Below are 24,290 nucleotides of genomic sequence, written 5' to 3' on the forward strand. Positions count from 1 at the left end.
CGCTACGCCATGAAAACCACTTCGCTTTGCCCCTCGTGCCGCCAGCCCATGCAGACCCAGACGCTGGCGGGCCACGACCATGGCGGGGGCCAGAGCGCGGTTGAGCTGGACCTGTGCTTTGCCTGCCAGGGCATCTGGTTTGACCACCGAGAGAACCTGAAGCTGCACCCCCAGGCGGTGGTAGAGCTGTTTGCGCTGCTGCACCAGCACCGCACCGATGAGCGCAGGCCGCTGCAGCACAACCTGGCCTGCCCGCGCTGCGTGCGGCCCCTGTCGCAGGGGTATGACATGGTGCGCAGCGGGCGCTATATGGTCTACCGCTGCGCGCAGCAACACGGGCGCTTCAGCGCGTTTTCCTCGTTCATGGTGGAGAAGGGCTTTGTGCGCCACCTCACCCCGGCCGAGGTGCAAGACCTGGCGCGGCGGGTGGATGCCATTTACTGCACGGGCTGCGGCGCGCCGGTGGACATCCGCAAAGACCACGCTTGCCCGCATTGCCGGGCGGCGTTTTCCCTGATCGACCCGGAAGCCGTCAAGCGCGCCCTGGAGGGCTATCGCGTGGCTTCGGCGGCCAAGGCGCCTGGCGCCGCCGGTGACGGTGCGCTGCGCCCCGACCTGGCCGACGCCCTGATCATGATCGAGCGTGACCGCAACCGGGCCGAGCGCGAACAGCAAAAGCGCCGCTTCACGCAAGAGGACGACCGCACCGTCACCGGCGATCTGCTGACCGCCGGGGTGGGCCTGGTGGTGGGGATGCTGCTGGGCGGTTAGGCCGCCACGCCTACCTGCAGCACAGCGGTGTAGCCATCGTTCACCGTACCGCTGGTGTCGGCGATTTGAAGGGCACCGCTGTCGTCGCTGAACACGTTGTCGGACGCCAGCGAAGTGCGCGCGTAGTTGGTGCGGCTGGAGGCGTAGGCGGTGGTGGCGTACACCTCGGCCATGGCGGCGGGGGTGAAGGTCAGCTGCGAGGTCTTCACATCGTTGTTGCCCGAGGTGGCCACCGACAGGCTGCGGTACACCTCGAAATGCACATGCGGGTAGCGCCCGTCGTAGCAGCCAGGGAAGATGGTGGTGAAGCTCACCTCGCCATTGGCGTCGGCCACCTGCACGCCGCGCAGGTAGTTTTCGTTGGTGATGCCGGTGCTGTACATCGAGTAGTTGCCGTCGCGGTCGCAGTGCCACAGGTACACGGCGTAGCCTGCCAGGCTGGCGCAGCTGGCGCTGGTGTTAACGAGCTTGAGCCGGAGGGTCAGCGGCACGCCCGCGGCCGTGGTGCTGGTGGTCAGGCTGCTGCGGATGTCGCTGCGCACAATGCCCGACAGCAGCAGCGCGTTGGCCACGGTGCCGCCACTGCTGTTGGTGCCGTCGCCAGGGTAGGGGCCTGCCGTCTCGCTGGGGATGGTGCTGCAGGTGGTGGTACCGGTATCGGTGCCCGTTCCGGTCCCTGTGCCGGTTCCTGTACCACTGCCAGAGCCTGTTCCCGTGCCGGTCCCGGTCCCTGTGTCTGTCGTGGTGTCCGTGGCCGTGGTGGCGTCGCTGCTGCCGCCGCCGCAGCCCCACAGGGAAAAGGGCACGCTGGTGCCCACGGCCAGCCAGCGCAGGGCTTTGCGGCGTTCGGTCAATCGGTGCAGGTCTTGTGCCAGGCCGCCGTAATGCGCGTTGGGGGCGGCTGCGGGGAAGGGGTGGGGGGTGGTGCGGTCCATCGTGTGCTCTCTCTCTTGGTGGTTGCGGTTCAAGCAACGCAATCTAGAGAGCCCACTGCACCTCCTATTTGCTGGGCCGTAAAGATTCTGTAAAACCAGGGCGAGCGGGGAACAGCTTGGTTTTAAGAGAAAAGAGACTCTGGCGCTTCCCCTATAAGCGCTGGTAGCTATAAATTTGGTAGCAAATAACGGCGTAAAGGCAGGCTGATCCCGCTCCTGCCCCTCAGGCCTTGGCGGGTTTGCGTGCGGTCTTCGCGGGCTTTTTCTTGGCCGTTCCGCCCTTTTTGCCGCGCAGGTGCAAGCCCCAGCCCACCAGCAGCCACAGGTACGACGCCAGCACCGAATAGGCCGCGATGGCGGGCAGCGACAGCGGCGGTGCGGTGATTGAGCGGGGGTTGCTGAGGGTTTCAAGCAACTGCTTGGTGCCCGTGCCCAGCACGGGCACGGTGGGCGTGCTGCCGGCGCGGGCCATGCGCGCGGCCATGAAGACAAAGAACTCCATGAGCAAGGCGCCAATCAGGTAGCAGGCCAGCAGGGCCATCAGGAAGGCGAACGATCGGCGGTCGCCCTTGGCCAGAAAGACGATGGCCGACACCAGTACCAGTGCGGGCAGCAGCAGGACCACGGCGGGCCAGGCGGAGAGGAGTGTTTGCATAGCAGCGGTGGAAATGCGGGGCTGAGGCCCTTGGGGACGCCAGTGGCTCAGGGTTCGTCTCAAGGGCCAATTTTGCGCCTCTGGGGCGCGGCTGCCGATGATAGTGGTCCGGCCGCGCCGCAGCGGCCAAAGCACCGACCGCGAGGTAAGCAGGTTTTACAAAGCGGCCGCTTATGTCGCGTGGGCGCCGCCCCTGTCCGTCACCCCCGTGGCCGGGCGGCGGCCAGCGCGTTGCCCAGCCGGGCCAGGGGCGCTTGCCAGCGGGGGGCTTTGCCGGTGAGTTGCGCCACGATGGCCGCCTTGAGCGGCGGCAGGCGCCGCGCGCCTTGCAGCACCAGCTGGCGCAGTGCGCGGGGCAGGGGGCGCGCATCGGTGTACAGGCGCACGATGGCGTTGGTGCCCTGGTAAATGGGCCAGGCATGCAGGTGGTGGGCGCGCGCATAGGGCGCCAACGCCGCCGCGTCGCCCCAGTCCTGCCCGCGCTGGCGGGCGGCCACCAGGGCCAGCGTCAGCCGCTCCACCCCGGCCAGGCCCAGGTTGTAGCCGTGGGCGGTAACGGGGTGCATGCCCACGGCCGCATCGCCCAGCAGCGCGCAGCGTGGGCCGGTAAAGCGCTGCGCGTACACAGCCACCAGCGGGTAGGCGTGGCGCTCGCCCAGCAGCTCCATGGCGCCCAGGCGGTTTTGGAACTGGGCTTGCACCTCGGCAGCGAAGGCGCTGGGCTCTAGTGCCAGCATGCGGGCGGCATCGTCCGCTTTGGCGGTGACGACCACCGAGCACTGTGCGTGGCCCTCAGTGGCGCTGTCGGTCGTTCCGGCGGCTACATCGGGCAGCGGCAGCACGGCCAGCGTGCGTTCGTAGCCAAAGCACTCGTGGGCGGTGTCGCCGTGGGGCTTGGCGTGGCGCATGCGGCAGACGATGACGGTGCGCCCAAAGTCGGTCATCTGTGCACCAATGCCCAATTGGCGCCGGGCGGCAGAAAAGCGGCTGTCGGCCGCCACCACCAAGGGGGCGCACAGGCGCTCGCTGGGCTGCCCAGGGTGGGCGGCCAGGGCAAAGTCCACCTCGGCATGGGTGGCCAGGGCGGCCACGCGGTGCACTTGCGCCCCGGCAACGATGCGCACGCCCGGTGTGCGGGCTGCCACCTGGTAGGCCGTGCGGCGCAGGGCATGGTTGGGCACGATGAAGCCCAGCGGGGGGCGGGGGCCTGAGGCTGTGGTGCCCTCTGGGGTCTCGGCGGAGCCAAAGCCATCGGGCGCCTGCAGTTGCATGGCGCTGTACGCGCCCACGGGGCCATCGTGGACCTCTGCGGTGCGGATGTGCCCAATTTCATGGAGCGCCAGCGCGTCCCAGGTGCCCAGGCGCTGCAGCGTGGTCGCGCTGGGGTGGGTGAGTGCGATTTCCCGCCCGTCCGGGGCAGGTTGCTCCAGCGCTGCGGTGGTGTTTTGGTCCAGCACCGTCGCGGTAAAGCCGGCTTGCGCCAGCGAAATCGCCAGAGACAGGCCGGAAGGGCCTGCGCCCACGATGAGTACGTCGCTGTGCATGTGCATGGAATGGGTGGGGCGTGGCCCTGAAAAATGACGCTGGCATTGTGGCCTCGGCCCCGGCACGGGGGCTTGCATTGCATCAAAGGGTGTCCTGATGCCCGGCGCTGGTGGCTTTGGGGCCGAAGGTCAGTGCAATGGACGCGCCTAGCGTGAAATATGTAACGCAAAGTGATGGGCCGTTGCACTGCCCGATGGCCGCCAGAGCGGCGCCAGTGTTACAAAGTACGGCGCGTTTCAATCACTTCCGCAAAGATACGAACGGTTGCAATTGAAGGGGCTGGGCAGGGCGTTTGGCGGGCGTGCGTGAAACAATTACGCCGCATTTGAAACAAGCCCCTGCCCGGATTGCCAATGCTGCAGGGGGCCACGCGGCACCAGCGGTGTGGCAGGGGCGCGCTGCACTGAATTCACATCCATCCAAAGAGGGAAATCACACCATGAAACAACTGTCTTACATCGCCATGGCCTGCGCGCTGGTATTGACTGGCTGCGCCACCACCGACGGGGGCTCTGCCAGTGGCCTGTCGGCCGTCTCGTCCGCACTGGGCTCGACCAGCGCCGGCGGCTCGGGTGCCACCAAGTCCGAGAACAAGGTGGGCGCAGCGCTGGATGTGTTCAAGGCCGCCACCGTGTCGGATGAAGAACTCAAGTCCGTGGCCCTGCAGTACCGCGCCTATGGCGACCGCACAGAAAAGCTGGCCCCCGCCAACAACAAGTACTCCCAGCGCCTGGCGCGCCTGACGGCCAAGCACGTCAATGAAGACGGCTTGAAGCTCAACTTCAAGGTCTACCTGAGCAAGAACGTCAACGCCAATGCCACGGCCGATGGCTCGATTCGTATCTATGCAGGCCTGATGGACATGATGAACGACCAGGAGCTGCTGGGCGTCATTGGCCATGAGATCGGCCACGTCAAGCACGCCCACACCATGAGTGCCATGCGCACGGCCTACATGGCATCGGCAGGCCGCAAGGCCGTGGCGGCGTCCAGCGGCACAGCCGCCAAGCTGGCGGATTCGGACCTGGGTGAGCTGGGCGAAAAGCTGCTTAACAGCCAGTTCTCGCAGAGCCAGGAAACCGAGTCGGACGACTACGGCCTGGCCTTCATGCAAAAGCACAAGTACAACGTCAAGGCCATGGAATCAGCCTTCCGCAAGCTGGCCTCGCTGGGCGGCAAGCAAGGCGGCATGGACCAGATGCTGTCGTCCCACCCCGATCCAGGCGCCCGTGCAGACCGCATGCGTGACAAGGCCTCTGGCAGCAAATAATGCTATCAATAAGATAGCTTCCAGCGCTTATTGATTAAGCGCTGGAGGCCAAAAAATCTTAAAAAAGCCCCGCAATGCGGGGCTTTTTTGTGTGCGGTGGCGTGTGCTGGGGCTCCCCGCCTCAGGGGTACTGGTGCCCCCGGCGCGTGCGCCTGGTGTCCCCTGCGGGCAAACCGGTGCCAGGCCCGCTGCCGGTGAGCGTGCTGGTGCCCGTGACGGTGCTGCCGGAGGTCGTCGTGTCAAAGCCGTAGGTGCCCTGCCACACGGCCCAGGTCATATCGTTGCCGGTGCACTCGCTGTCCTTGAATGCCAGCGTGTGGCTGCTTTCGATCAGGTTGGCTGTTACCGCCAGCTGGGTGGCCAGCCCCGCTGGGCGGCCTTGGCAGGAAAAGCCGCTATAGGGGCTCACGTTGCCGTTGCTGATGATGTTGTGGCTGATGCGTGTCCCTGCGCTGTTGGGTTGGATGGGCCCCAAACCCAGGTTGATGCCGTGCTTGACGACGGTGTTGTGGTGTACGTCGTGGTTGAGCATGATGCAGGTGGTTTGCCAGCACTGCATGCCCAGATGGATGCCTGCATTCACGATCAGGTTGTGGTGGATGTGCACGTTGGCCGAGTTGTCCTGCGCGGAAACCTGTATGCCCATGGTGGTACGGTTGGCGTCCGAGAAGGCGATGTAGTTCTCGCGGTAGGTGTTGTACTGCGAGTTGTCCTTGTCGTGAAAGCCCCCGTACACCTTGCCCAGGTTCAGCTGGTTGTTTTCAATGAGCGATTGGCCCGCGTCGAACAAGGTGGTGGCGTAGCCGTTGCCCACATAGGGGCCAAAGTCGTTGTCCTGGATCAGGAACTTGTGCCGCCAGGCCGGGCCGGAGTCGCCCCAGCCATGGATGAACGCAGGGTTCTCGCCGTTGTTGGTGGCTTGGCCATCGAGAAAACGCACATGCCGGATCACCAGCCCGGCCTTGCTCGGGTCGCTGACGATGCCCCACTGGGTGACCCCGGTGATGTCGAAACCCTCGATGCGCACCGCAGGGGCAATGTCGCTGCCCACACTGATGTTGTTGGCCTTGTTGAAGTTCAGCGTCACGACCTCGTCTGGATACGCGAGAAACTGTTTGGCCTTGTTGTCATAGACCTTGATGTTGCCGGGCAGATAGGTTCCCTTGCGCAAAACGATGGCTTGGTCGGGGGTGGAGTTGGCCAGCGCATAGGCCAGGGTCTTGTAGGGCGCTGCCCGCGTGCCGCGCCCTGAAGCGTCGGTGCCATTCGGGTCCACAAAGAGAAAGCGCGAGGCCGTCGACTGGATCGTGAAGCTCTGCTCCAGCGCCTTTTGTGCAGCGCCACTGTCCTTGATCTCCAGGGTGAGCACGTAGGTGCCTTCGCTTGCCGGGGTGAAACGCACGGTGCCCCGGCGCCAGTCCAGCGATACCCCTGAGGTGCTTTGCGCCACGCCGCCCAGGGTGAAGCTCTTGATGCGGTACTCATACGGGAAGATGCCGCCCACCACGCCTGGACGGCTTTCGTACGCAATGCCTGGGTAGGCAATGTCGCGCAGTCCAAAGGACACGGCCAGCGCGGCGTTGGGCAATGTCTCGGGCAGGGTCAGGTGCGCTGCACTGGTGTACAGGCAGCGCACAAACACCGGCGCGCCATCGGCGGGCACGGTGGCTGGCGCTGCGTTGGATACCGCGCACGCCTGGCCCGCAGGCTGTGCCACCACACGTAAATCCAGCGGTGCCCCTGCAGCCACCTGTGGGGTGAAGGTGTAAGGCTGGTTCAGCGTTGCATCCAGCGTGGCCGAGCCGTGCCCCAGCTTGAGCGTGCCACCCAGGCCGAGGCCTTGCACCCGAACATTTAGGGCGACCGGGCTGGCAGGAGCAGGAGCAGGAGCAGGAGCAGGAGCAGGAGCTGGAGCTGGAGCTGGAGCTGGAGCTGGGGCTGGGGCTGGGGCTGGGGCTGGGGCTGGGGCTGGGGTCGGTGCAGGCGTAGGCGTAGGCGTAGGCGTAGGCGTAGGCGTAGGCGTAGGCGTAGGCGTAGGCGTAGGCGTAGGCGTAGGCGCGGGAACCGGCGTCGGTGTGGGCGTTGTCGGTTGCACGGGAGAGGGGGCGGGTTCAGGGTTCGCCGTGGTCACGGTGTCTTGCGTGCCGCCGCCGCAGGCGACCAGGCTGGCGGTCAGCGTCCAGGCCAGCAGGGCCCGTGCGGTGGCATGGTGGCGGGGGCCTGCGGTGTGGGCCGGCAACAGGGGGGCGTGGGGCAGCATGGGGCTCAGATCCTGGGTCTGGTTTCAATCCGGCGGGCGCCGGGCTCTTTTGGGCTGGCTGCCGCTCGCTGGCGGCCTCTCTCTCTGAGCACGGATTCTGTGTCATCGGATGTCGTACGTGTGACGTAGCCATCCCCACCTTGTTAAGGTTTGTAATTTTTGAGGTCCAGGTGCTGCGCCACCGCCACAGGCGTTGTGAGTGTCAAACAGGTGACTGACCCGGGTGGCTTCTGCCCTGGTGCACTGCTAAGTTGCCGGGCATGGAGACACCACACATTCCTCACGGCCGGGGCACATCGGCCCAGGGCCCCACGCCGCCCTACATCCCGCAAATCCGCCTGTACCAGCACTGGCTGCGCGATGCGCGCGGCCTGCAGTTCGACAGCTATGGCGCCCTGTGGCGCTGGTCCACCACTGAGCTGGACGCCTTCTGGCAAAGCGTGTGGGACTACTTTGACCTGCAGTCGCCCACGCCGCACACGGCCGCGCTGGCGTGCAACACCATGCCGGGGGCGCAGTGGTTTCCTGGCGCGCAGGTGAACTATGTGCGGCAGGTGCTGCGGCATGTCGATGCGGCCCACGCTGCAGGTCTGCCCGCCATCATCAGCCGCAATGAAAAGGGCCAGCACCGCGAACTCTCCTGGTCCGAACTGCGCCGCCAGGTGGCGTCGCTCGCGCTGCACCTCAAGGCCCAGGGCGTGCAGCCCGGCGACCGCGTGGCCGCCTACTTGCCCAACGTGCCCGAGGCCATGGTCGCCTTCCTGGCCACGGCGAGCATCGGCGGCGTTTGGAGCATCTGCGCCCCCGACATGGGCACGCACGCGGTGCTCGACCGCTTTCGCCAGATCGAGCCCAAGGTGCTCATCAGCGTGGACGGCGTGACCTATGGCGGCCGCGACCACGACCGCACCGGCGTGCTGGCCGAGCTGCGAGCCGCGCTGCCCAGCCTGCAGCACGTGGTGTTGCTGGGCAACCTGGATGCTTCTATTTCGATAGCTGGCTGCGCTGATTGGACAAGCGCTACCGCCCAAAATGATGCTGAAACTGCGGCCTTTGAGCCGATGTGGCTCCCGTTTGATCACCCGCTGTGGATCGTCTACTCCAGCGGCACCACCGGCCTGCCCAAGCCCATCGTGCACGGCCACGGCGGCAGCATGCTGGTGGCGTTGCAGCTCAAGGTGCTGCACAACGACATTGGCTGCAGCTACGCGGCCAACAGCTTTGGCGAGCGCTACCACTGGTACAGCTCCACCGGCTGGGTGATGTGGAACGCGCAGATGAGCGGCCTGCTCTCAGGCACCACCTGCGTCATCTTTGACGGCAACCCCGGCGGCAGCAAGGAGCATCCCGACTGGGGCGTGCTGTGGCGCTTTGCGGCCGAAACGGGCGTGACCTTCTTCGGCGCGGGCGCGGCGTTCTTTGCCAACTGCATGAAGGCGGGCATCACGCTGGCCGACTATGGCGACCTCACGCGCATCCGCGCGCTGGGCACCACGGGCTCGCCGCTGTCGCCCGAGGTGCAGCAGTGGGGGACGGCGCAGTTTGAGGCGCTGGGTACGCACGGCAACGCCGCAGCGCCGGGCCGCCCCAAGCAAGGCGCGGCCCCCCGCACCGGCCAAGCCGGGGCCCCTTCCCCAGCCGGGGGCAGCGACCCACACGCAGTGGGGGAGCGTGGGGGCGAACCGATATGGTGGAACAACATCTCTGGCGGCACCGACTTTTGCGGCGCCTTCATCGGCGGCAACCGTGAGATGCCCCAGGTGCCCGGCGAGATGCAATGCCGCATGCTGGGCGCAGCGGTGGAGGCCTGGAACGCAGAGGGCCAGCCGGTGACCGATGAGGTGGGCGAGTTGGTGTGCGCACAGCCGATTCCGTCGATGCCGCTGTACCTGTGGGGCGACAAGGATGGAAGCCGCTACCTGTCGAGCTATTTCGACATGTACCCCGCAGGCCATGGCCGCCAGCCCGGCGGTGGTGACGGGCCTGCCCCCATGGGCGCGGTGTGGCGGCATGGCGACTGGCTGAAGATCGACGGGGCCAGTGGCGGCTGCACCATCTACGGCCGCAGCGACGCCACCATCAACCGCCACGGCCTGCGCATGGGCACCAGCGAGATTTACAGCGCGGTCGAGTCCCTGCCCGAGGTGCTCGACAGCCTGGTGGTGGACCTGGAATACCTGGGCCGCGAGAGCTACATGCCGCTGTTTGTGGTGCTGCGCGCCGGGGTGGCGCTGGACGACGCAGTGCGGGCCCGCATCCACACCGCAGTGCGCACCGCCCTGAGCCCGCGCTTCATTCCGGACGACATCTTTGCCGTGGCCGAGGTGCCGCGCACCCTGAGCGGCAAAAAGCAGGAGCTGCCCATCAAGAAACTGCTGCTGGGCCAGCCCATCGAGAAGGTGGTGAACAGGGACGCGATGGCCAATCCGGGCTGCCTGGATTGGTATGTGGCGTTTGCCGCGAATCGGGCTGTGATGCTGCAAAATTCATAGCTGCCAGCGCTTATTTCATAAGCGATGGCAGCCTTTTTTGTTGAAATGTAGCGTGGCCACATGGCCCAGTCGGCCCTGGGTTTGCACGCACCAGCGGCGCTGCGGTCTTAGCCCCCTCTCCCCTGGTGGGAGAGGGTTGGGGAGAGGGGCTTGTGCAAGGGGCTGTGCCTCATCAACCCCTCCCCCCCGCCCTCTCCCGCAAGGGGAGAGGGGGTTCTGCGGCTTTGCCACCGGCGGGGGGCGCTCCGCCCCCCGCCACCTCAATCCAGCTTCGCCCCCGATGCCTTGATCAGCCGCTCCCACACCGGCCGTTCCTTGGCCATCGCTGACGCAAACAACGCGGGCGAGCTGTTTTGCACATCAAAGCCCATGGCGGCAATGCGCTGGGCCACATCGGGCTGTTCGGTGGCCTTGCGCACCTCGGTGGCAAGGCGCTCCAACACGGCGGGCGGCGTGCCGGCCGGCGCACCAAACGCCAGCCACCCAGCCACGCGGTAGGCCTCGTCTTTCAGGCCCTGTTCGGCCAGCGTGGGCACATTGGGCAGCGTGCCCATGCGGCGCTCCCCGCTCACGCCAAGGGCCTTGAGCTTGCCTGCATCGATGTGGGCCTTGACCTGCAGCGCGCTGGCAAAGCCGATCTGGATCTGCCCGCCCAGCAGGTCCTGCACCATGGGTGCCTCGCCCCGGTAGGCCACGTGGCTCATGTCGGCGTTTTGCGACTGGCTCATGTAGGCCCCGGCCAGGTGCGGGTAGGCGCCCGTGCCATACGAGCCATAGGCCACCTTGCCTTTGTTGGCGACGATGTACTTCAGCAGCTCGGGGCCCGTGGCCACGGGCACGCTGGGGTGGGCCACCAGCACCAGCGGCGCGATGGCAATCTGGTAGACGGGGGCGATGTCGCGCTCGGGGCTGTAGGGCAGCTTGGTGTAGAGGAACTGGTTGGTGAGCATGGAGTTGCTCAAGCCCAGCAGCAGGGTGTAGCCATCGGGCGCGGCCTTGGCCACCGCGTCGGTGCCGATGATGCCGGCGGCGCCGGGCTTGTTGTCGATGACCAGGGGCTGGCCCAGGCCCACGGCCATCTTCTCGGCCAGCACGCGCGCCAGCACGTCGGTGGCGCCGCCGGGGGCAAAGGGCACCACCACTTTGATGGGTTTGTTGGGGTAAGCCTGCGCCAAGGCGGCGGTGCCGGTGCAGGCCACGGCGGCCAGGGCGACGGCGCTGAGCCAGGTGCGGCGGTTCACGGGGGGCTGGAAGGGCATGCGTTGTCTCCTGTCATGGTTGTGAGAAATCGAACGGGCGGCGCCCCGGAGTTTGGCGGGCCAGGGGCTGGCTGTCACGCAGATGCTGATGGCGCCTGGGGGCTCTTCGGCGCTGGGGCCGTGGCGATGTGGAGCGTGATGGGCAGCGGCTCCAGCACGGTGCGCAGCAGGGCCTGCAGCGTGGCGGCGCCCGGGCTTTCGGGCACCGTCACGTGCACGGCCTTGTCGCCCACGGGGCCTACCGCAGGGCGTGGCTTGTGTGGGGCCTCGGCGCACACGCCGTCCACCAGGGCCTGCACCGTGCGGCAGGCTGCGCGCTGGCGCAGTTCAGGCTTGTAGATCTTGCCCACATTGGTCACGGGCATGGTCTCTATCACCTGCACCCAGCGCGGGCGGGCCACGGCCTCGTCCACGCGCTCGGCGGTGAAGGCCATCAGCTCGGCTTCTGTCACCTGCACGCCGGGCCGCAGGGTGGCATAGACCACGGGCAGTTCGCCCGCATAGGCATCGGGCGCGCCCACGGCGGCGCACAGCTGCACAGCGGGGTGGGCGCCCAGCGCGTCTTCGATCACCTTGGGGTCGATGTTGTGGCCGCTGCGGATGATGAGGTCTTTGGAGCGGCCGCTCAGGTGCAGGCGGCCTTGCTCGTCCACAAAGCCGAGGTCGCCCGTGGCCAGCCAGCCATCCTGCGTGAAGGCTTTGGCGGTATCGGCTGCATCGAGAAAACCCGAGAACAGGTTGGGCGATTTGAAAAGCACCATGCCTGGTTGGCCGGGGGGCATGTCTTGGTCAGACGCATTGCCCTGCGCATCGAGCGCCACCACGCGCAGCTGGGTGTAGGGCAGCCGCCAGCCCACGCAGCCTGCGGGTGCGTGCACGCCGGGCGGGGTGATGGTGGAGATGCCGGCCATCTCGGTCATGCCCAGGCTTTCGTGGATGTGCAGGCCAAACAGCCGCTCGAACCGCGCGGCCAGCTCGGGCGCCAGGATGGCCGCGCCGGTGCGGCAGTAGCGCAGTGTGGAGATGTCGGCCCCTTCGGTCGGCACATTGGCCAGCGCTGCCAGCACCGTGGGCACGGCCGACAGGTAGGTGCAGCGGTAGCGCTCCACCAGCCGCCAATAGTTGGCCACCACCTCGCGGTTGCGGAACAGCCCGGGGGTGGGGATGATGGTTTCCACCCCCGCCGACAGGGCGGCGAGTGACCCAGGCAGCACGCCTGCCACATGGAACAGCGGGTAGCCGTTGATACCGACATCCTCGGCCGCGATGCCCTGCATCTGCACGCTGCCCCAGGCCGTGAACACCTGCGCGCCGTGGCTGTGGCGCGCCAGCTTGGGCGCACCCGTGGTGCCGCCGGTGTGAAAGTACGCGGCGATGTCGCTGGCGGCGATACGGCGGCGGCTGACCAGGTGGTCGCCGGGGTGCTGGTGGCGTGCGGCCAGGGCCACCACGCCAGCTGGCAGGGCGGTGGCGGCGCCCGGTGGTTCGTCGTGTGGAGCCACGCGCAGCAGGGTTTGCAGCGTGGGCACCAGGGCACGCAGGCGCAGGGCCTTGCTCCAGTAGCCCAGGTCTCCCTCTGCTCCGTAGGCAATCAGCACCTTGGCGCGGGCCAGCGTCATCATGGCCGCGATCTTCTCGTCGGTCAGCATGGGGTTGAGCGGCTGCACGATGCCCGCCGCCTCGCCGCCCCACAGGGCCAAGTGGTATTCGAGGCAGCCGGGCAGCAGCACGGCCACGGCGTCTTCTGGCCCCACGCCCAGGTGGTGCAGCAGGTTGGCCGTCTGGTGGATGCCATGGAGCAACTGTGCGTAGGACCAGCGGACCGGCTCTTGCGCCGGATCGGCAGTGGGCAAAAAGGTCAGCGCCGTCTTGTCGCCAAAGGCGCGGGCCGAGTTCACAAAGATCTCGTAGGTGCTTTGCACCGGCAGCGCCTCGGCCAGCGGGCGGGCTTCAAGCCGCTGTACATCCTGCAGGCTGCGAATGGGGACGCTGGGGGAGAACGGCGCGGTTGTAGGGATGGGGGTAGCCGTGGCCAAGGGGAGGGGCTGTGGCGGCTGCTGCTGCGCGTGTGCTTGCGGACGGTTCCCGGTGGTGTGCATGGTTGTTTGTCTCGTTGGTCCTGGCGCCACTGTGCCGTGGCGTGTGGCCACAGTCTCGCTGGGCGCGGGCGCAAAAGCAGTCGCGCAAATGTCAGCAAAGCCGCTGGGGGTTGTTCAGGGGCAGGGTGGCACCGCGCCCATAATGGGCAGTGTTGTCACTGCGCGCTTCGGGCGCTCTTTTTCATGAACACTCCCCAGCACCCCAAACGCTTTTCCATGATCCGCGAATTCCATCTGGCCGACTGGTTCACCCTCGGCAACGCGGTCTGTGGCGTAGGGGCTCTGTTTTCGTCCATGTCTTACCTCGCCACACACGATGTGGTGCACATCTACTTTGCTGCCGCCCTGGTGCTGGCGGCGCTGATCTTTGACGTGCTCGATGGCCGCATTGCCCGCTGGCGCCAAAAAAGCTCGGCCATGGGCCGGGAGCTGGATTCGCTGGCCGATGTGATCTCGTTTGGCGTGGCGCCCGCCATCATTGCCTATGGCTGCGGCATGCAGGGCCTGTACGACCGGGTGGTGCTGGCCTACTTTGTGGCCTGCGGCGTGTCGCGCCTGGCGCGCTACAACGTCACCGCCGAGACGCTCTCGGAAGGCACGGGCAAGGTCAAGTACTTTGAGGGCACGCCCATTCCCACCTCCATCGTGCTGGTGGGCCTGCTGGCCGTGGCCGCCGCCCAGGGCGCAGTGGGCGCCAACCTGTGGGGCGGGCGCATGGTGCTTTGGGGCTTCACGCTGCACCCGCTGGTGCTGTTGTTTGCGCTGTCGGGCTCGCTGATGATCAGCCGCATCAAAATCCCGAAGCTTTAATTTGCTATCAATAAAATAGCTGCTCGCGCTTATTGGGCAAGCGCTAGCAGCTATTTTTATGCCAATGGGTGGGTTGGCCCTTTGAACAGGTGCTCAGGCCGCTGCCGGTTTACGGTTGACCAGCACGATACCCACGGTCACCAGTGCCAGCGCGGCCACCAACGAGGGCGTGACCGGCTCACCCAGCCAGCTGGCGCCAAACAGCAGTGCAAACACTGGGGTCAAGAACACAAACGAAGACATCTTGGTGGCCGGGTAGTGCGCCAGCATCCACATCCAGGCCAGGTAGCTCACAAACGCACCCACCACGGCCTGCACTAGCAGCGATGCCCAGGCAAATGCGCTGAAGTGCCACGACCACGCCTCCCCCAGCGCCAAGGACAGCAGCGGCAGCAGTGCCGCACTCACCGCCACCTGGTACAGCAGCTGCTGGGCTGGTGCCACCCGCGCCAGTGCCGTGCTGCGGATGACCACGGTGGTCAACGCCCACATCAGGCCCGCCACCAGCCCCAGCACATCGCCCAGCCAGGCCAGCGGGTGCGCGTCTGGGGCTCGCCCAGCCATGCCATCGCCCAGGGCCAGCCCCACACCGACAAAAGCCGCTGCCAGGCCCAGCCACTGCCAGCCGTGCAGCCGCTCACCCGGGATAAAGCGCGGCAGCAGCAGCGCCACCCAAAACGGCGAGCCGTACAAAAACACCGTGAGCCGCGAGGCGGTGGTGTACTGCATGCCCACGTAGATGCACGCAAACTCGCCTGCAAACAGCGCCCCGGCCAGCAGCCCCGGGCCCCAGCCGCCAAGCCGAGGGGCTGGGGTTTGGTCTGCGGCACCGGCAGGGGTGGGGCTGGGCACAGCGCCTGCTGCGCTGGGCACGGGGGGGCGCAGGCCGCTCCACAGGCACCACGCGGCCACGGCCACCGTGGCCAGGGCGAAACGCACAAAGGCCTGGAACACCGGCGCCACCTCGGCCACCGTGGCCTTGACCAGCACCTGCTGGAACCCCCAGAACATGCAGCAGGCCAGCAGCAGGGTGATGGAGAGGGTGTCGAGATGGGTCTTGCGTGCGCGTGGGGCGTTCATCGCTTGATTATGGTCAGGTGACAGGTGCGGCGCTTCCGGGTTCAATAGGGGCCATGCCCCAAGTTGCTACCGCTATCCCTGCTATCGAGATGCCCCTGGCGGCAGTCTTCCGTCCCTTGAACCCGAATGTGAGTGGTTGCCCCGCCCGTGGTGGCTTGGCCACAGGCTGCCGCTACACTCAGGACTTTTGGCTGCGCCCGGTGGCGTGGTCGCTCAACACACCCCTCCATGGCCACTGAAACGGCGGCGCACACCCGCACCAGTTTTGACCTCAAAAGCGCTTCGCTGCCGGTGGTGGCCGTGGTGCTCAAGACCACGGACGCGACCCAGTTTGCCGTGGACTTGGCCGAGCGTGTGGCTGACGCCCCCGGCTTCTTTGACCAAGACCCGGTGCTGATTGACCTGACGCCCGTGCGCGAGGCCGAGGAGCCCATCGACTTTGCCGCCATCACTGAGCAATTGCGCGAGCACCGCACCCTGCCCGTGGCGGTGCGCGGTGGCAGCCCCGCCCAGATGGAAGCGGCCCTCGCCGCCGGCTTGGCCGCCGCCCCGGACGCCCCACCCGCCCGCGCCGAAGCGCCGGCCCCGGTCGAGGTCGTGCGCGAAGTGGTGCGCGAGGTCGAGGTGGTGCGTGAAGTGCCCACACTCGGCCCCGGCACCGTGGTGGTCGACAAACCCTTGCGCTCGGGCCAGCAGGTGTATGCGCGCGGCGCTGACCTGGTGGTGATGGCCGTGGTCAGCTTTGGCGCCGAGGTGATTGCCGACGGCAACATCCATGTGTATGCCCCGCTGCGCGGCCGCGCCATTGCCGGCGCCCGGGGTAACACCGAGGCCCGCATTTTCAGCACCTGCCTGGAGCCGCAGCTCGTCTCCATCGCCGGCATCTACCGCACCACCGAAACCGCCTTGCCCGACAACGTGGCCGGCAAGCCCGCCCAGGTCCGCCTGGAGGGCGAAAAACTCATCATCGAGCCCCTGGCTTGATGGCCTTCATTCCTTCGTATCAACCCACAGAGAATCTGCAACACATGGCCAAAATCGTCGTCGTGACCTCCGGCAAAGGTGGCGTGGGCAAGACCACCACCAGCGCCAGCTTTGCCACCGGCCTCGCCCTGCGCGGCCACAAGACTGCCGTGATCGACTTCGACGTCGGTCTGCGCAACCTGGACCTCATCATGGGCTGCGAACGCCGCGTGGTGTATGACCTCATCAACGTCATCCACGGCGAGGCCAACCTGAACCAGGCCCTCATCAAAGACAAGCAGTGCGACAACCTGTTCGTGCTGGCCGCCAGCCAGACGCGCGACAAAGACGCCCTCACGCAAGACGGCGTAGAGAAGGTGCTCAAAGACCTCGCCGCGATGGACTTCGAGTACATCGTCTGCGACTCCCCCGCCGGCATCGAAAGCGGTGCCCTCATGGCCATGCACTTTGCCGACGAGGCCCTGCTGGTGACCAACCCCGAAGTCTCCAGCGTGCGCGACTCTGACCGCATCCTGGGCATGCTGGGCAGCAAGACCAAGCGTGCCATCGACGGCAGTGAGCCCATCAAAGAGCACTTGCTCATCACCCGCTACAACCCCGCCCGCGTGGAAGACGGCCAGATGCTGAGCCTGGAAGACATCCAGGACATCCTGCGCATCAAGCTCATCGGCGTGATTCCTGAGTCGGAAGTGGTGCTGCAATCGTCCAACCAGGGCACGCCCGCCATCCACGCGCAGGGCACCGATGTGTCCGAGGCGTACAAGGATGTGATCGACCGCTTTCTGGGCGCAACCGACAAGCCCTTGCGCTTCATCGAGGCGGAAAAGCCCGGTTTCTTCAAACGCCTGTTCGGGAGCAAGTAGCCATGGCTTCGTTGCTGTCCTTCCTGGTGGGGGAAAAGAAAAAAACCGCCAGCGTTGCCAAAGAGCGCTTGCAAATCATCTTGGCGCACGAACGCAATGGCCGCAACGCGGCCGAGCCTGACTACCTGCCCGCGCTGCAGCGCGAGCTGTTGGCCGTGATCTCCAAGTACGTCAAGATCAGCCCCGAGGACCTCAAGGTGCACCTGGAGCGCCAGGACAACCTGGAAGTGCTCGAAGTCAAGATCGAGCTGCCTGACACCGTGCGCTGAACCCCGGGCACCGCCTGGCAAGCACCCCAAGCCCGCCCCGCAGCCCTGCGGCGCGGGCTTTTTTGTGCCGGTGTCGCGGTGGCTGGCGTGACAATTGCTTAATTTATTAGGGTAAACCCTAGATTTTCGTGGGTGAGAAAGCACTGTGGTGGACACAACCTGGAAACTCAGCTGGCAGCGTGCCAGCAACCATGAAGGCTTCACGCGCGGGGCGCGGGCCTTTTTGGCGCTGGCCGTGGTGCTGGCCTATGGCTGGTGGGCCGACTGGCAGACGGAGCTGATGCCCGTGCTGCTGGGCGTGATCGCCAGCGCCCTGACCGAAACCGACGACAGCTGGCGTGGCCGCCTGCGTGCGCAGCTGCTGGCCATGGGCTGCTTCACCCTGGTGGCGCTGGCCGTGTGCGCCACGGTCACGTGGCCCTGGGTGCTGATGGGCGTGATGGCGCTGTCGGCCTTTACCTTTACCCTGCTGGGGGCGCTCAGCGAGCGCTACCGCGCCATTGCCTTTGGCTCGCTGGTGCTGTTCATCTACGAAGCCCTGGCCGCCCACACCAGCCGCGAAGCCGCCATGGCCGCCACCCCTTTGATGCTGGGCGGGGCCGCCTGGTACGGCGTGGTGTCGGTGCTGTGGAACGTGGTGATGCCCCGTGCCCCTGTGCGCTTTCGGCTGGCCAAGCTGTACGCCATGCTGGGCGAATACCTGCGCCTCAAGGCCTTGCTGCTGGAGCCCGTGCGCGACGAAGACCTGGAGCGCCGCCGCATGGCGCTGGCCCTGCACAACGGCCGGGTGGTCGATGCGCTCAACGCCACCAAAGAAAGCCTCATCAGCCGCATGGGCCGGGGCACCCCGCCCCTGTGGCTGCAAACCGCCATGCACCAGTACCTGGCCGCGCAAGACGTGCACGAGCGCGCCAGCTCCTCGCACGAGCATTACGACCTGCTGGCCCAGTCGTTCTTCCACAGCGATGTGCTCTACCGCTGCCAGCGCGTGCTCACGCTGCTGGGCGAGCAGGCGCTGAAGTTCTCGGTGGCCATCCAGCAGCAGACCGAGCCGGTGCACTCGGGCGTGACCACCCGCGCCATCGAAGACATGGAGGCCGCCCTGGCCCACCAGGAAGAGATCGAGCGCGAGCGTCCCAGCGCCACGCAGGCCCGGCCCCTGCGCTCTTTGCGCGCCCTGGGCCACAACCTCACGGCCCTGGCCCGCGTGTTTGCCGGGGCCCTGGCGCTGCCGGGGGACGAGCCCGGCGCCTCTGGGGCGGTGGACTACAGCCTGTTTGACCGCGAGCCCCGCACCCTGCGCGACGCCTGGGGCCGCATCCGCGCCCAGTGCCGCGCGCAGTCGCCCTGGCTGCGCCACAGCGTGCGCCTGAGCCTGTCGCTGGTGCTGGGCTTTGCCGTCATGCAGGCCACCGCCGACCCGCACGGCTACTGGATTCTGCTGACCATCGTCTTCGTCAGCCAGCCGCAATACGCCGCCACCCAAACGCGCCTCATGCAGCGCGCCAAGGGCACGGCCATCGGGCTGGCGCTGGGCTGGGCCGTCATCCAGCTGTTCCCTGGCAACTTCATCCAGGCCGCTCTGCTGGTGCTGGGCGGCGCCGTGTTCTTTGGTGCGCGCCACACCCGCTATGTGCTGGCCACGGCCGCCGTCACCACCTTGCTGCTGCTGAGCTTTCACCAAATGGGCATGTCGCAAGGCGTGATCCTGACCCGCCTGCTCGACACCGCCGTGGGCTGCTGCATTGCCGCCGCCGCGGCCTGGCTGGTGCTGCCGCACTGGCAGTCGCGCCAGTGGCCCCAGCTGGCCGCCCAGGCCCTGCAAACCCAGGCCATCTACCTGCGCGAAATTTTGGCCCAGTACCAAAGCGGCAAGCGCGACCACCTGGCCTACCGCCTGGCCCGCCGCAACGCCCACAACGCCGACGCCGCCCTGTCCAACTCCTACAGCGCCATGCTCAAAGAACCCTTGCGGGTGCGTGGCGGTGCCGAGGTGGTGGGCAACTTCTTGCGCCTGTCGCACACCCAGCTCAACTACCTGTCTGCCCTTGGCGCACAGCGTGGGGGCGCAGCCGCCCAGCCCATGGACGAAGCCACCCAGGCCTCGGCCCAGGCGCTGCTGCAGTCGTTGCAGGATTTGTCGGACGAGCTAGAGCGCGCCCAGCGCGAAATGGGCGGCCGCCGCAAGCGCCGCGCCCTCGCCCAAGCCCCCGCCGTAGCCGAAGTGCTGCGCCAGTTTGGCCAAACCCCGCCCGCCGTGCCCGCCCAAAGCTGGATGGCTAATCAGCTGCTGCTGGTGGGCAAGGTGTTTCCGCAACTGCGTGAGCAGGCGCGGCAGATGGTGGAGCGGGGGTGAGGGGTTGGTGCGCAGCATCTGGCGATGTGCAAAAGGATTTCATTCGCCCCTGGATCCTCCACAGCTCTCAGGTGGCGGAGTCGAATCGTGCCGGGTGGTTGCGAAGCTTGATGTCTGTGCTTTGCGTCGCTGGCGGTGATTAATGCCGTGCATCAGTGGGTTTGCGGGTGCTTTTAAGGTGACGTATCGTGAAGGACCAGATGAATCCATAGGCTTTCGCCGACCCAACCGAGTTAGCCAATGAACTCATACTTTTCCCGCTGGGAAGTCCTCCTTGCTTGGCTCACCGCTTCAATGCTCATATTTGCAGCAGCTTGGGGTTCCGTCCCCGGAACTAGCGGAAATCCATTGCCAGGGCTCCGACACTATTCCTCGAATTTGTGGGTTGCTTGGCCTGCCGCTGCATATGCTTTGCTTATTGCAGTGGTCTTGACCAGGGACCGCAACTACACGGGAATCCAGCTTCGCATGTTCGCTGCATCTTCCGTGTTGGTGTGGTTGATCCTCGCCACATTGGTGTCGTCTGGGGCATGTATGGGTTTGGCGTTTATTTCTGGCTGGCTGTTTCGTGAAGCAAGAAAGCGTGGATGAACCCTGGCCCTACCGGAAAACACCTGAGATCTGCCGCATGCCGCCAACGGCGAATAGCCGTTGCAACTCAACGGCTCACTAGAGGACTGCACCTTCTTTCGGTTGCCATTCGTCACCATTGCGTCCGCTACGCCCTCTGGTAACGCGCCCCGGTTGACGTAACAATGCGGCAACTATTGCGGAGGGGCGTATGAACAAACCAATCACCATCAAGTGGGCTGTGCTGTCCCTGGGCTGTGCAGCCCTGGCGGGCTGCGGCGGCTCTGCCGAAAACGACGGCGTCAGCATCTCGTTCGGCGGACCTGGGGCGCCGCCCGCTGTGGCCGAGGTGCCTCAGCCCAAGGCCATGGCGCTGGCCTCCACCGCCCCACTGGCCGAAGTCAGCCTGGCTCCTTCAGACCAGGACTTCCCCAACCCCGAGCGCGGCTTTTACCGCTTTGCCACCGACCCCTCCAAAATCACCGCCACCTCGCTGGACTACGTGGTGGCAGACGGGCAGCGCCTGGTCTACACGCCCGCAGACCTGAGCGCTTACCGCAACAAAGATTTGCCCAGCAGCTACCTCACCAAGCTGGGCACCGGCTTTGCCAACCTGCGCAAGCAGGGCCTCAAGGCCGTGGTGCGCTTTGCCTACAACTACCCTGAAACCGAGGCTGATTACCTCAACGCGCAAGACGCCACGCTCTCGCGCGTCAAGCGCCACCTCACCCAGTTGCAACCGGTGCTGCAGGCCAATGCCGATGTGATAGCGGCCGTGCAGGGCGGCTTTATTGGGGCGTGGGGCGAGTGGCATACCTCGTCCAACAACCTCACCACCCCCGCCAACAAAGCCGCAGTGCGTGACGCTTTGCTGGCGGCCGTGCCCACCAGTCGCCAGGTGCATGTGCGCACCCCGGCCGATGTGGCCGCGTGGTACCCCACTCCGCCCACCCTGGCGCAGCTGCTGGCCCCAAGCCCCACGGCCGCAGCGCGCATTGGCCAGCACAACGACTGCTTTTTGGCCAGCCCCGACGACGTGGGCACCTACTGGGCCGATACGCCTGCGCAATCTGCCGCTCTGCGCACCCATGCCCAGCAGACCAGCGCGGTGACGGGTGCGGGTGGCGAGACCTGCGCCCCACCCGAGGTGGCCCAGGCCCGCATGGCCTGCGAAGACATCCTGCGCGAAGGGGCGGCCTACCACATGACCTATCTGAACCGCGACTACTACGAGGGCTTCTTCGCCCAGTGGCAGGCGGGCGGCTGCATGGCCGAGGTGTCGCGCAAGCTGGGTTACCGGCTGCAATTGAGCACCGTGGCGCACAGCGCCATCGCCGCGCCGGGCGGCACGCTGGCCTGGCAGGTGGCCCTCAGCAACCAGGGCTGGGCCCGGCCGCTGAACGCGCGCGGTCTGGCGCTGTACCTCGTCAGCGCCACCAATGTGGCCACCGTGCTGCCCTTGGCGGGCACCGATCTGCGCCAGGCCAGCCCCGGCGAGCCGCTGCAATGGTCGGGCGAGGTCACGCTGCCCGCTACCCTGGCGCCTGGCAGCTACAGCGTGCACATCGGCGCCCCTGACGCCGCCAGCGCTTTGGCTGCCACCCCGGCCTATGCCGCGCGTTTTGCCAATGCCGACAGCGCCGTGACGGGGGTGCAGTGGCAGGCGGGCACCGGGCGGCTTGCATTGGGGACTACGGTGCAGGTGCCGTGAGCGACTGTAGATTGCCCACAGAATCCCCTGCATGGATTCCACATTATTTCTGGCGATAGGGGCGTTGTTTCTGGCAATCAGCTGGCTGACGCTGATCGCGGGATACCTTCACTACAAATGGCATGGGCGTTCGTCCTCTGGCGTGTATGTCCCCTTTGTCGGTCCCTTGTTGCTGGACCTGTGGTTGCTAGCGCGGGATGAGCCCGGGTGGTTATTGGTAGTCCCTTGGCTGGCCGATGTGGGAACCCTGTTTTTTCTCGCCGCTTTACCCCGTTTGGTGAAGGATGTATGGCAAACCAGCCGTTTCACCCGTGTGCTGCATTTGTCAGGCGAGCATTCAGAAGCCAGGGTTGATATTTCGCTACACCGAGGTGGGCATTATTTGCTCACGAAACACTGGATTCAACGGGTGCCTTTGCATGCCTCTGCTGGACCTCGCCCCATTTCGCTGGGCGAGCCTGGACTCTGTGACGAGTCGCCCGACGGCTGGCGTTTGACCAGCCACGCCGGGCGCGTGCGGCATTTGCTGCGCAGCGGATCTTCAGGCTATGTGGTGCGAGACGCTGCAGTGGCTGCGCGTGATGAAGACACTCACAACATCAACGGATGTATGTTGAATGTTTGTAGTAAAAAATGACACTAGCGCTTATTCTATAAGCGCTGGTAGCTATCAAATTTGCAGCATTTGACGCTACTAAGACGCACCCTACAGCGGGTGCTCCGTATAAAACTTGCCCCCGTGGTACAGCAGGGGCGAGGCACCTTCGCGGTGTTCGCAGCGCTCGACTTCGCCTACAAAGATGGTGTGGTCGCCCTCCTTGTACTGGCTGCGGTTAAAGCATTCAAACGTGGCTGCGGCACCCGCAAGCAGGGGCGCGCCCTGGATGCCGGGGCGGTGTTCCACGCCTGCCCAGCGGTCAATGCCACGGGTGGCAAAGCGCTCGGCCAGGGCTTTTTGGTCGGCGGCCAGCACGTGGATGGCGTAGTGTGAGCCGTTGGCAAAGGCGGGCATGCTGCTGGCGGCGTGTGACAGGCTCCACAGCACCAGCGGTGGCTCCAGCGACACCGAGTTGAACGAGCTGGCCGTGAGCCCGACCAGCTCGCCCGCCGCATTGCGTGCGGTGACGATGGTCACGCCGGTGGCAAACATGCCCAGCGCGTTGCGAAACTCGCGGGAGGAGAAGCTGGGGGGCAGTGCCAGGGCAGGGCGGGGCAAGGGGCTGTTCACAAAGGTTAGGCGCGGGGCCTGCATCAAGGGGGATGGAACTATTATGGAGTGCCGCCCGCGCGCCTGTGCGGCGCGGGTTACTCGGCACTCATTTCTTTAGGACTTACGCACATCGGGATGCAACAGGCGGCCCACCCTGGGGGCAAGCCGCTTGTCTCAGCTCTGTTTGGCGTCCGTCATTTTCTGTATGGCTTTGCTCCCCACCTTCTCCACCCTGGGCTCTGGCCCCACCGTGCTCATGCTGCACGACGCTGATGGCGACCACCTCACTTTTGCCCCCCAGCTGGAGATGCTGGCCAGCGCGGGCTACCGCGCCGTGGCGTGGGACATGCCTGGCTACGGCCGCAGCGCACCCATTGAGCCTTACACCTTCAAGGGCCTGGCGCAAAGCTGCCTGGCGCTGATCGATGCGCTGCAGTGTGGCCCCGTCACGCTGGTGGGCCACGGCATGGGGGCGATGCTGGCGCTGGAGGTGGCGGTGCGCCGTGCCGAGGTGGTGCGCCGCTTGGTGCTGTGCGCGGGCGGCCCGGCGCTGGATGCGCAGGCTGTGCAAGCCTGGCTGGCCCCGCGCGAGCGCGCGCTGGACGCGGTGCAGCAGCCCGGCGGCAGCATGCAGCAGCTGGCGCAAACGCTGGTGCCCCAGTGCATTGGCACCGCCGCCTTGCCCGAGGGCGTGCGCCTGGCCGAGCATGCCCTTGCACAGGTGCACCCCGCTACCTACCGCCGTGCCTTGCAGGCCATGCAGGGCTTTGACCGCTGGGCCCAGGCCTGGGTCAATGTGCACACCCCCACGTTGCTGTTGGGGGGCAATGCCGACCACTGCACCCCGCCTGCTGCGCTGCAGGCGCTGGCCGAGTTGATGCCTGACGCCCAGCACCTGAGCCTGCCGCACATCGGCCACTGGCCGCAGCTGGAGCACCCCGAGGCGTTTGATGCCGCACTGCTCGATTTTCTGGCCACGCAGCGGGTGCTGCATTGAGCGGCGCTGCGCAGCCTGCAGGCCAGAAGGCGAGGCACCGGGTGCATTCCCGAACACATTCCCCGGTGTGGACCGTGGCGACGGCGAGTGCGGTGGTCAGTGCGCTGGCCGCCATGCTGTGGGTGCCAACGCAGCTGTGGCCTGGTGTTGCTTC

Annotated in this window: 19 protein-coding genes; 11 read left to right on the forward strand and 8 right to left on the reverse strand. The window is 66.3% G+C overall.

What is annotated here, in order from left to right; translation table 11 throughout:
• Window positions 1–9: 9 nt before the first annotated feature.
• Window positions 10–771 (forward strand): zf-TFIIB domain-containing protein, encoded by a 762-nt coding sequence (locus C8C98_RS08275; protein ID WP_121453871.1) that lies wholly within the window; start codon window positions 10–12, stop codon window positions 769–771.
• Here C8C98_RS08275 and C8C98_RS08280 read toward each other — a convergent pair.
• From C8C98_RS08280 to ubiM, 3 genes are all read right to left on the reverse strand, one after another.
• Complete coding sequence (locus tag C8C98_RS08280) at window positions 768–1,706, reverse strand: intradiol ring-cleavage dioxygenase (RefSeq protein ID WP_121453872.1); 939 nt, start codon at window positions 1,704–1,706, stop codon at window positions 768–770. The two genes, C8C98_RS08275 and C8C98_RS08280, sit on opposite strands and share 4 nt — an antisense overlap.
• Window positions 1,707–1,929: 223 nt before the next feature.
• A complete protein-coding gene (locus C8C98_RS08285; protein ID WP_121453873.1) occupies window positions 1,930–2,361 on the reverse strand; it encodes a hypothetical protein in 432 nt (143 codons plus the stop codon).
• A 200-nt stretch (window positions 2,362–2,561) separates the two neighbouring features.
• Window positions 2,562–3,911 (reverse strand): 5-demethoxyubiquinol-8 5-hydroxylase UbiM, encoded by a 1,350-nt coding sequence (ubiM, locus tag C8C98_RS08290; RefSeq protein WP_147436347.1) that lies wholly within the window; start codon window positions 3,909–3,911, stop codon window positions 2,562–2,564.
• Between the two features lie 434 nt (window positions 3,912–4,345).
• Between ubiM and C8C98_RS08295 the strand changes: the two genes are divergently transcribed.
• The gene (locus C8C98_RS08295; RefSeq protein WP_121453874.1) at window positions 4,346–5,176 is read left to right on the forward strand and encodes a M48 family metallopeptidase; all 831 of its coding nucleotides are present in this window, start codon (window positions 4,346–4,348) and stop codon (window positions 5,174–5,176) included.
• Window positions 5,177–5,297: 121 nt separating this feature from the next.
• On the opposite strand, the gene C8C98_RS21525 is transcribed toward C8C98_RS08295, so the two are convergent.
• Window positions 5,298–7,436, reverse strand: coding sequence for a right-handed parallel beta-helix repeat-containing protein (locus C8C98_RS21525; protein WP_158600152.1), 2,139 nt, complete (start codon window positions 7,434–7,436; stop codon window positions 5,298–5,300).
• 260 nt (window positions 7,437–7,696) lie between these two features.
• Between C8C98_RS21525 and C8C98_RS08305 the strand changes: the two genes are divergently transcribed.
• Window positions 7,697–9,928 carry an acetoacetate--CoA ligase gene (locus C8C98_RS08305; protein WP_121453875.1) on the forward strand — a complete coding sequence of 744 codons (2,232 nt, stop codon included), beginning with the start codon at window positions 7,697–7,699 and terminating at the stop codon, window positions 9,926–9,928.
• Between the two features lie 260 nt (window positions 9,929–10,188).
• On the opposite strand, the gene C8C98_RS08310 is transcribed toward C8C98_RS08305, so the two are convergent.
• Window positions 10,189–11,187: a tripartite tricarboxylate transporter substrate binding protein gene (locus C8C98_RS08310; RefSeq protein ID WP_121453876.1), complete on the reverse strand. Its 999-nt coding sequence runs from the start codon at window positions 11,185–11,187 to the stop codon at window positions 10,189–10,191.
• 74 nt (window positions 11,188–11,261) lie between these two features.
• Window positions 11,262–13,286, reverse strand: coding sequence for an acyl-CoA synthetase (locus C8C98_RS08315; RefSeq protein WP_233574491.1), 2,025 nt, complete (start codon window positions 13,284–13,286; stop codon window positions 11,262–11,264).
• A 183-nt stretch (window positions 13,287–13,469) separates the two neighbouring features.
• Between C8C98_RS08315 and pssA the strand changes: the two genes are divergently transcribed.
• Complete coding sequence (pssA, locus tag C8C98_RS08320) at window positions 13,470–14,096, forward strand: CDP-diacylglycerol--serine O-phosphatidyltransferase (RefSeq protein WP_121453877.1); 627 nt, start codon at window positions 13,470–13,472, stop codon at window positions 14,094–14,096.
• A gap of 93 nt (window positions 14,097–14,189) precedes the next feature.
• Here pssA and C8C98_RS08325 read toward each other — a convergent pair whose 3' ends face one another.
• On the reverse strand, window positions 14,190–15,176 hold the full coding sequence (locus tag C8C98_RS08325) for a DMT family transporter (protein WP_121453878.1): 987 nt from the start codon (window positions 15,174–15,176) through the stop codon (window positions 14,190–14,192).
• Between the two features lie 228 nt (window positions 15,177–15,404).
• On the opposite strand from C8C98_RS08325, the gene minC reads away from it, so the two are divergent.
• From minC to C8C98_RS21535, 6 genes are all read left to right on the forward strand, one after another.
• Window positions 15,405–16,160 (forward strand): septum site-determining protein MinC, encoded by a 756-nt coding sequence (gene minC, locus C8C98_RS08330; protein ID WP_121453879.1) that lies wholly within the window; start codon window positions 15,405–15,407, stop codon window positions 16,158–16,160.
• A gap of 44 nt (window positions 16,161–16,204) precedes the next feature.
• Entirely contained in the window at window positions 16,205–17,023 is an 819-nt protein-coding gene (gene minD, locus C8C98_RS08335) for a septum site-determining protein MinD (protein ID WP_121456143.1), read from the forward strand.
• A 2-nt stretch (window positions 17,024–17,025) separates the two neighbouring features.
• Complete coding sequence (minE, locus tag C8C98_RS08340) at window positions 17,026–17,292, forward strand: cell division topological specificity factor MinE (RefSeq protein ID WP_121453880.1); 267 nt, start codon at window positions 17,026–17,028, stop codon at window positions 17,290–17,292.
• 148 nt (window positions 17,293–17,440) lie between these two features.
• A complete protein-coding gene (gene yccS, locus C8C98_RS08345) occupies window positions 17,441–19,648 on the forward strand; it encodes a YccS family putative transporter (protein ID WP_121456144.1) in 2,208 nt (735 codons plus the stop codon).
• A gap of 781 nt (window positions 19,649–20,429) precedes the next feature.
• Complete coding sequence (locus tag C8C98_RS08350; protein WP_121453881.1) at window positions 20,430–21,929, forward strand: DUF4832 domain-containing protein; 1,500 nt, start codon at window positions 20,430–20,432, stop codon at window positions 21,927–21,929.
• Between the two features lie 31 nt (window positions 21,930–21,960).
• Window positions 21,961–22,566 (forward strand): hypothetical protein, encoded by a 606-nt coding sequence (locus tag C8C98_RS21535; protein WP_147436349.1) that lies wholly within the window; start codon window positions 21,961–21,963, stop codon window positions 22,564–22,566.
• A 69-nt stretch (window positions 22,567–22,635) separates the two neighbouring features.
• Here C8C98_RS21535 and C8C98_RS08355 read toward each other — a convergent pair whose 3' ends face one another.
• Window positions 22,636–23,157, reverse strand: coding sequence for a flavin reductase family protein (locus C8C98_RS08355; protein ID WP_121453882.1), 522 nt, complete (start codon window positions 23,155–23,157; stop codon window positions 22,636–22,638).
• 187 nt (window positions 23,158–23,344) lie between these two features.
• Between C8C98_RS08355 and C8C98_RS08360 the strand changes: the two genes are divergently transcribed.
• Window positions 23,345–24,136, forward strand: coding sequence for an alpha/beta fold hydrolase (locus tag C8C98_RS08360; RefSeq protein ID WP_121453883.1), 792 nt, complete (start codon window positions 23,345–23,347; stop codon window positions 24,134–24,136).
• Window positions 24,137–24,290: the final 154 nt, after the last annotated feature.

It is taken from the genome of Acidovorax sp. 106 (assembly GCF_003663825.1).
Taxonomy (GTDB): Bacteria; Pseudomonadota; Gammaproteobacteria; order Burkholderiales; family Burkholderiaceae_C; genus Acidovorax.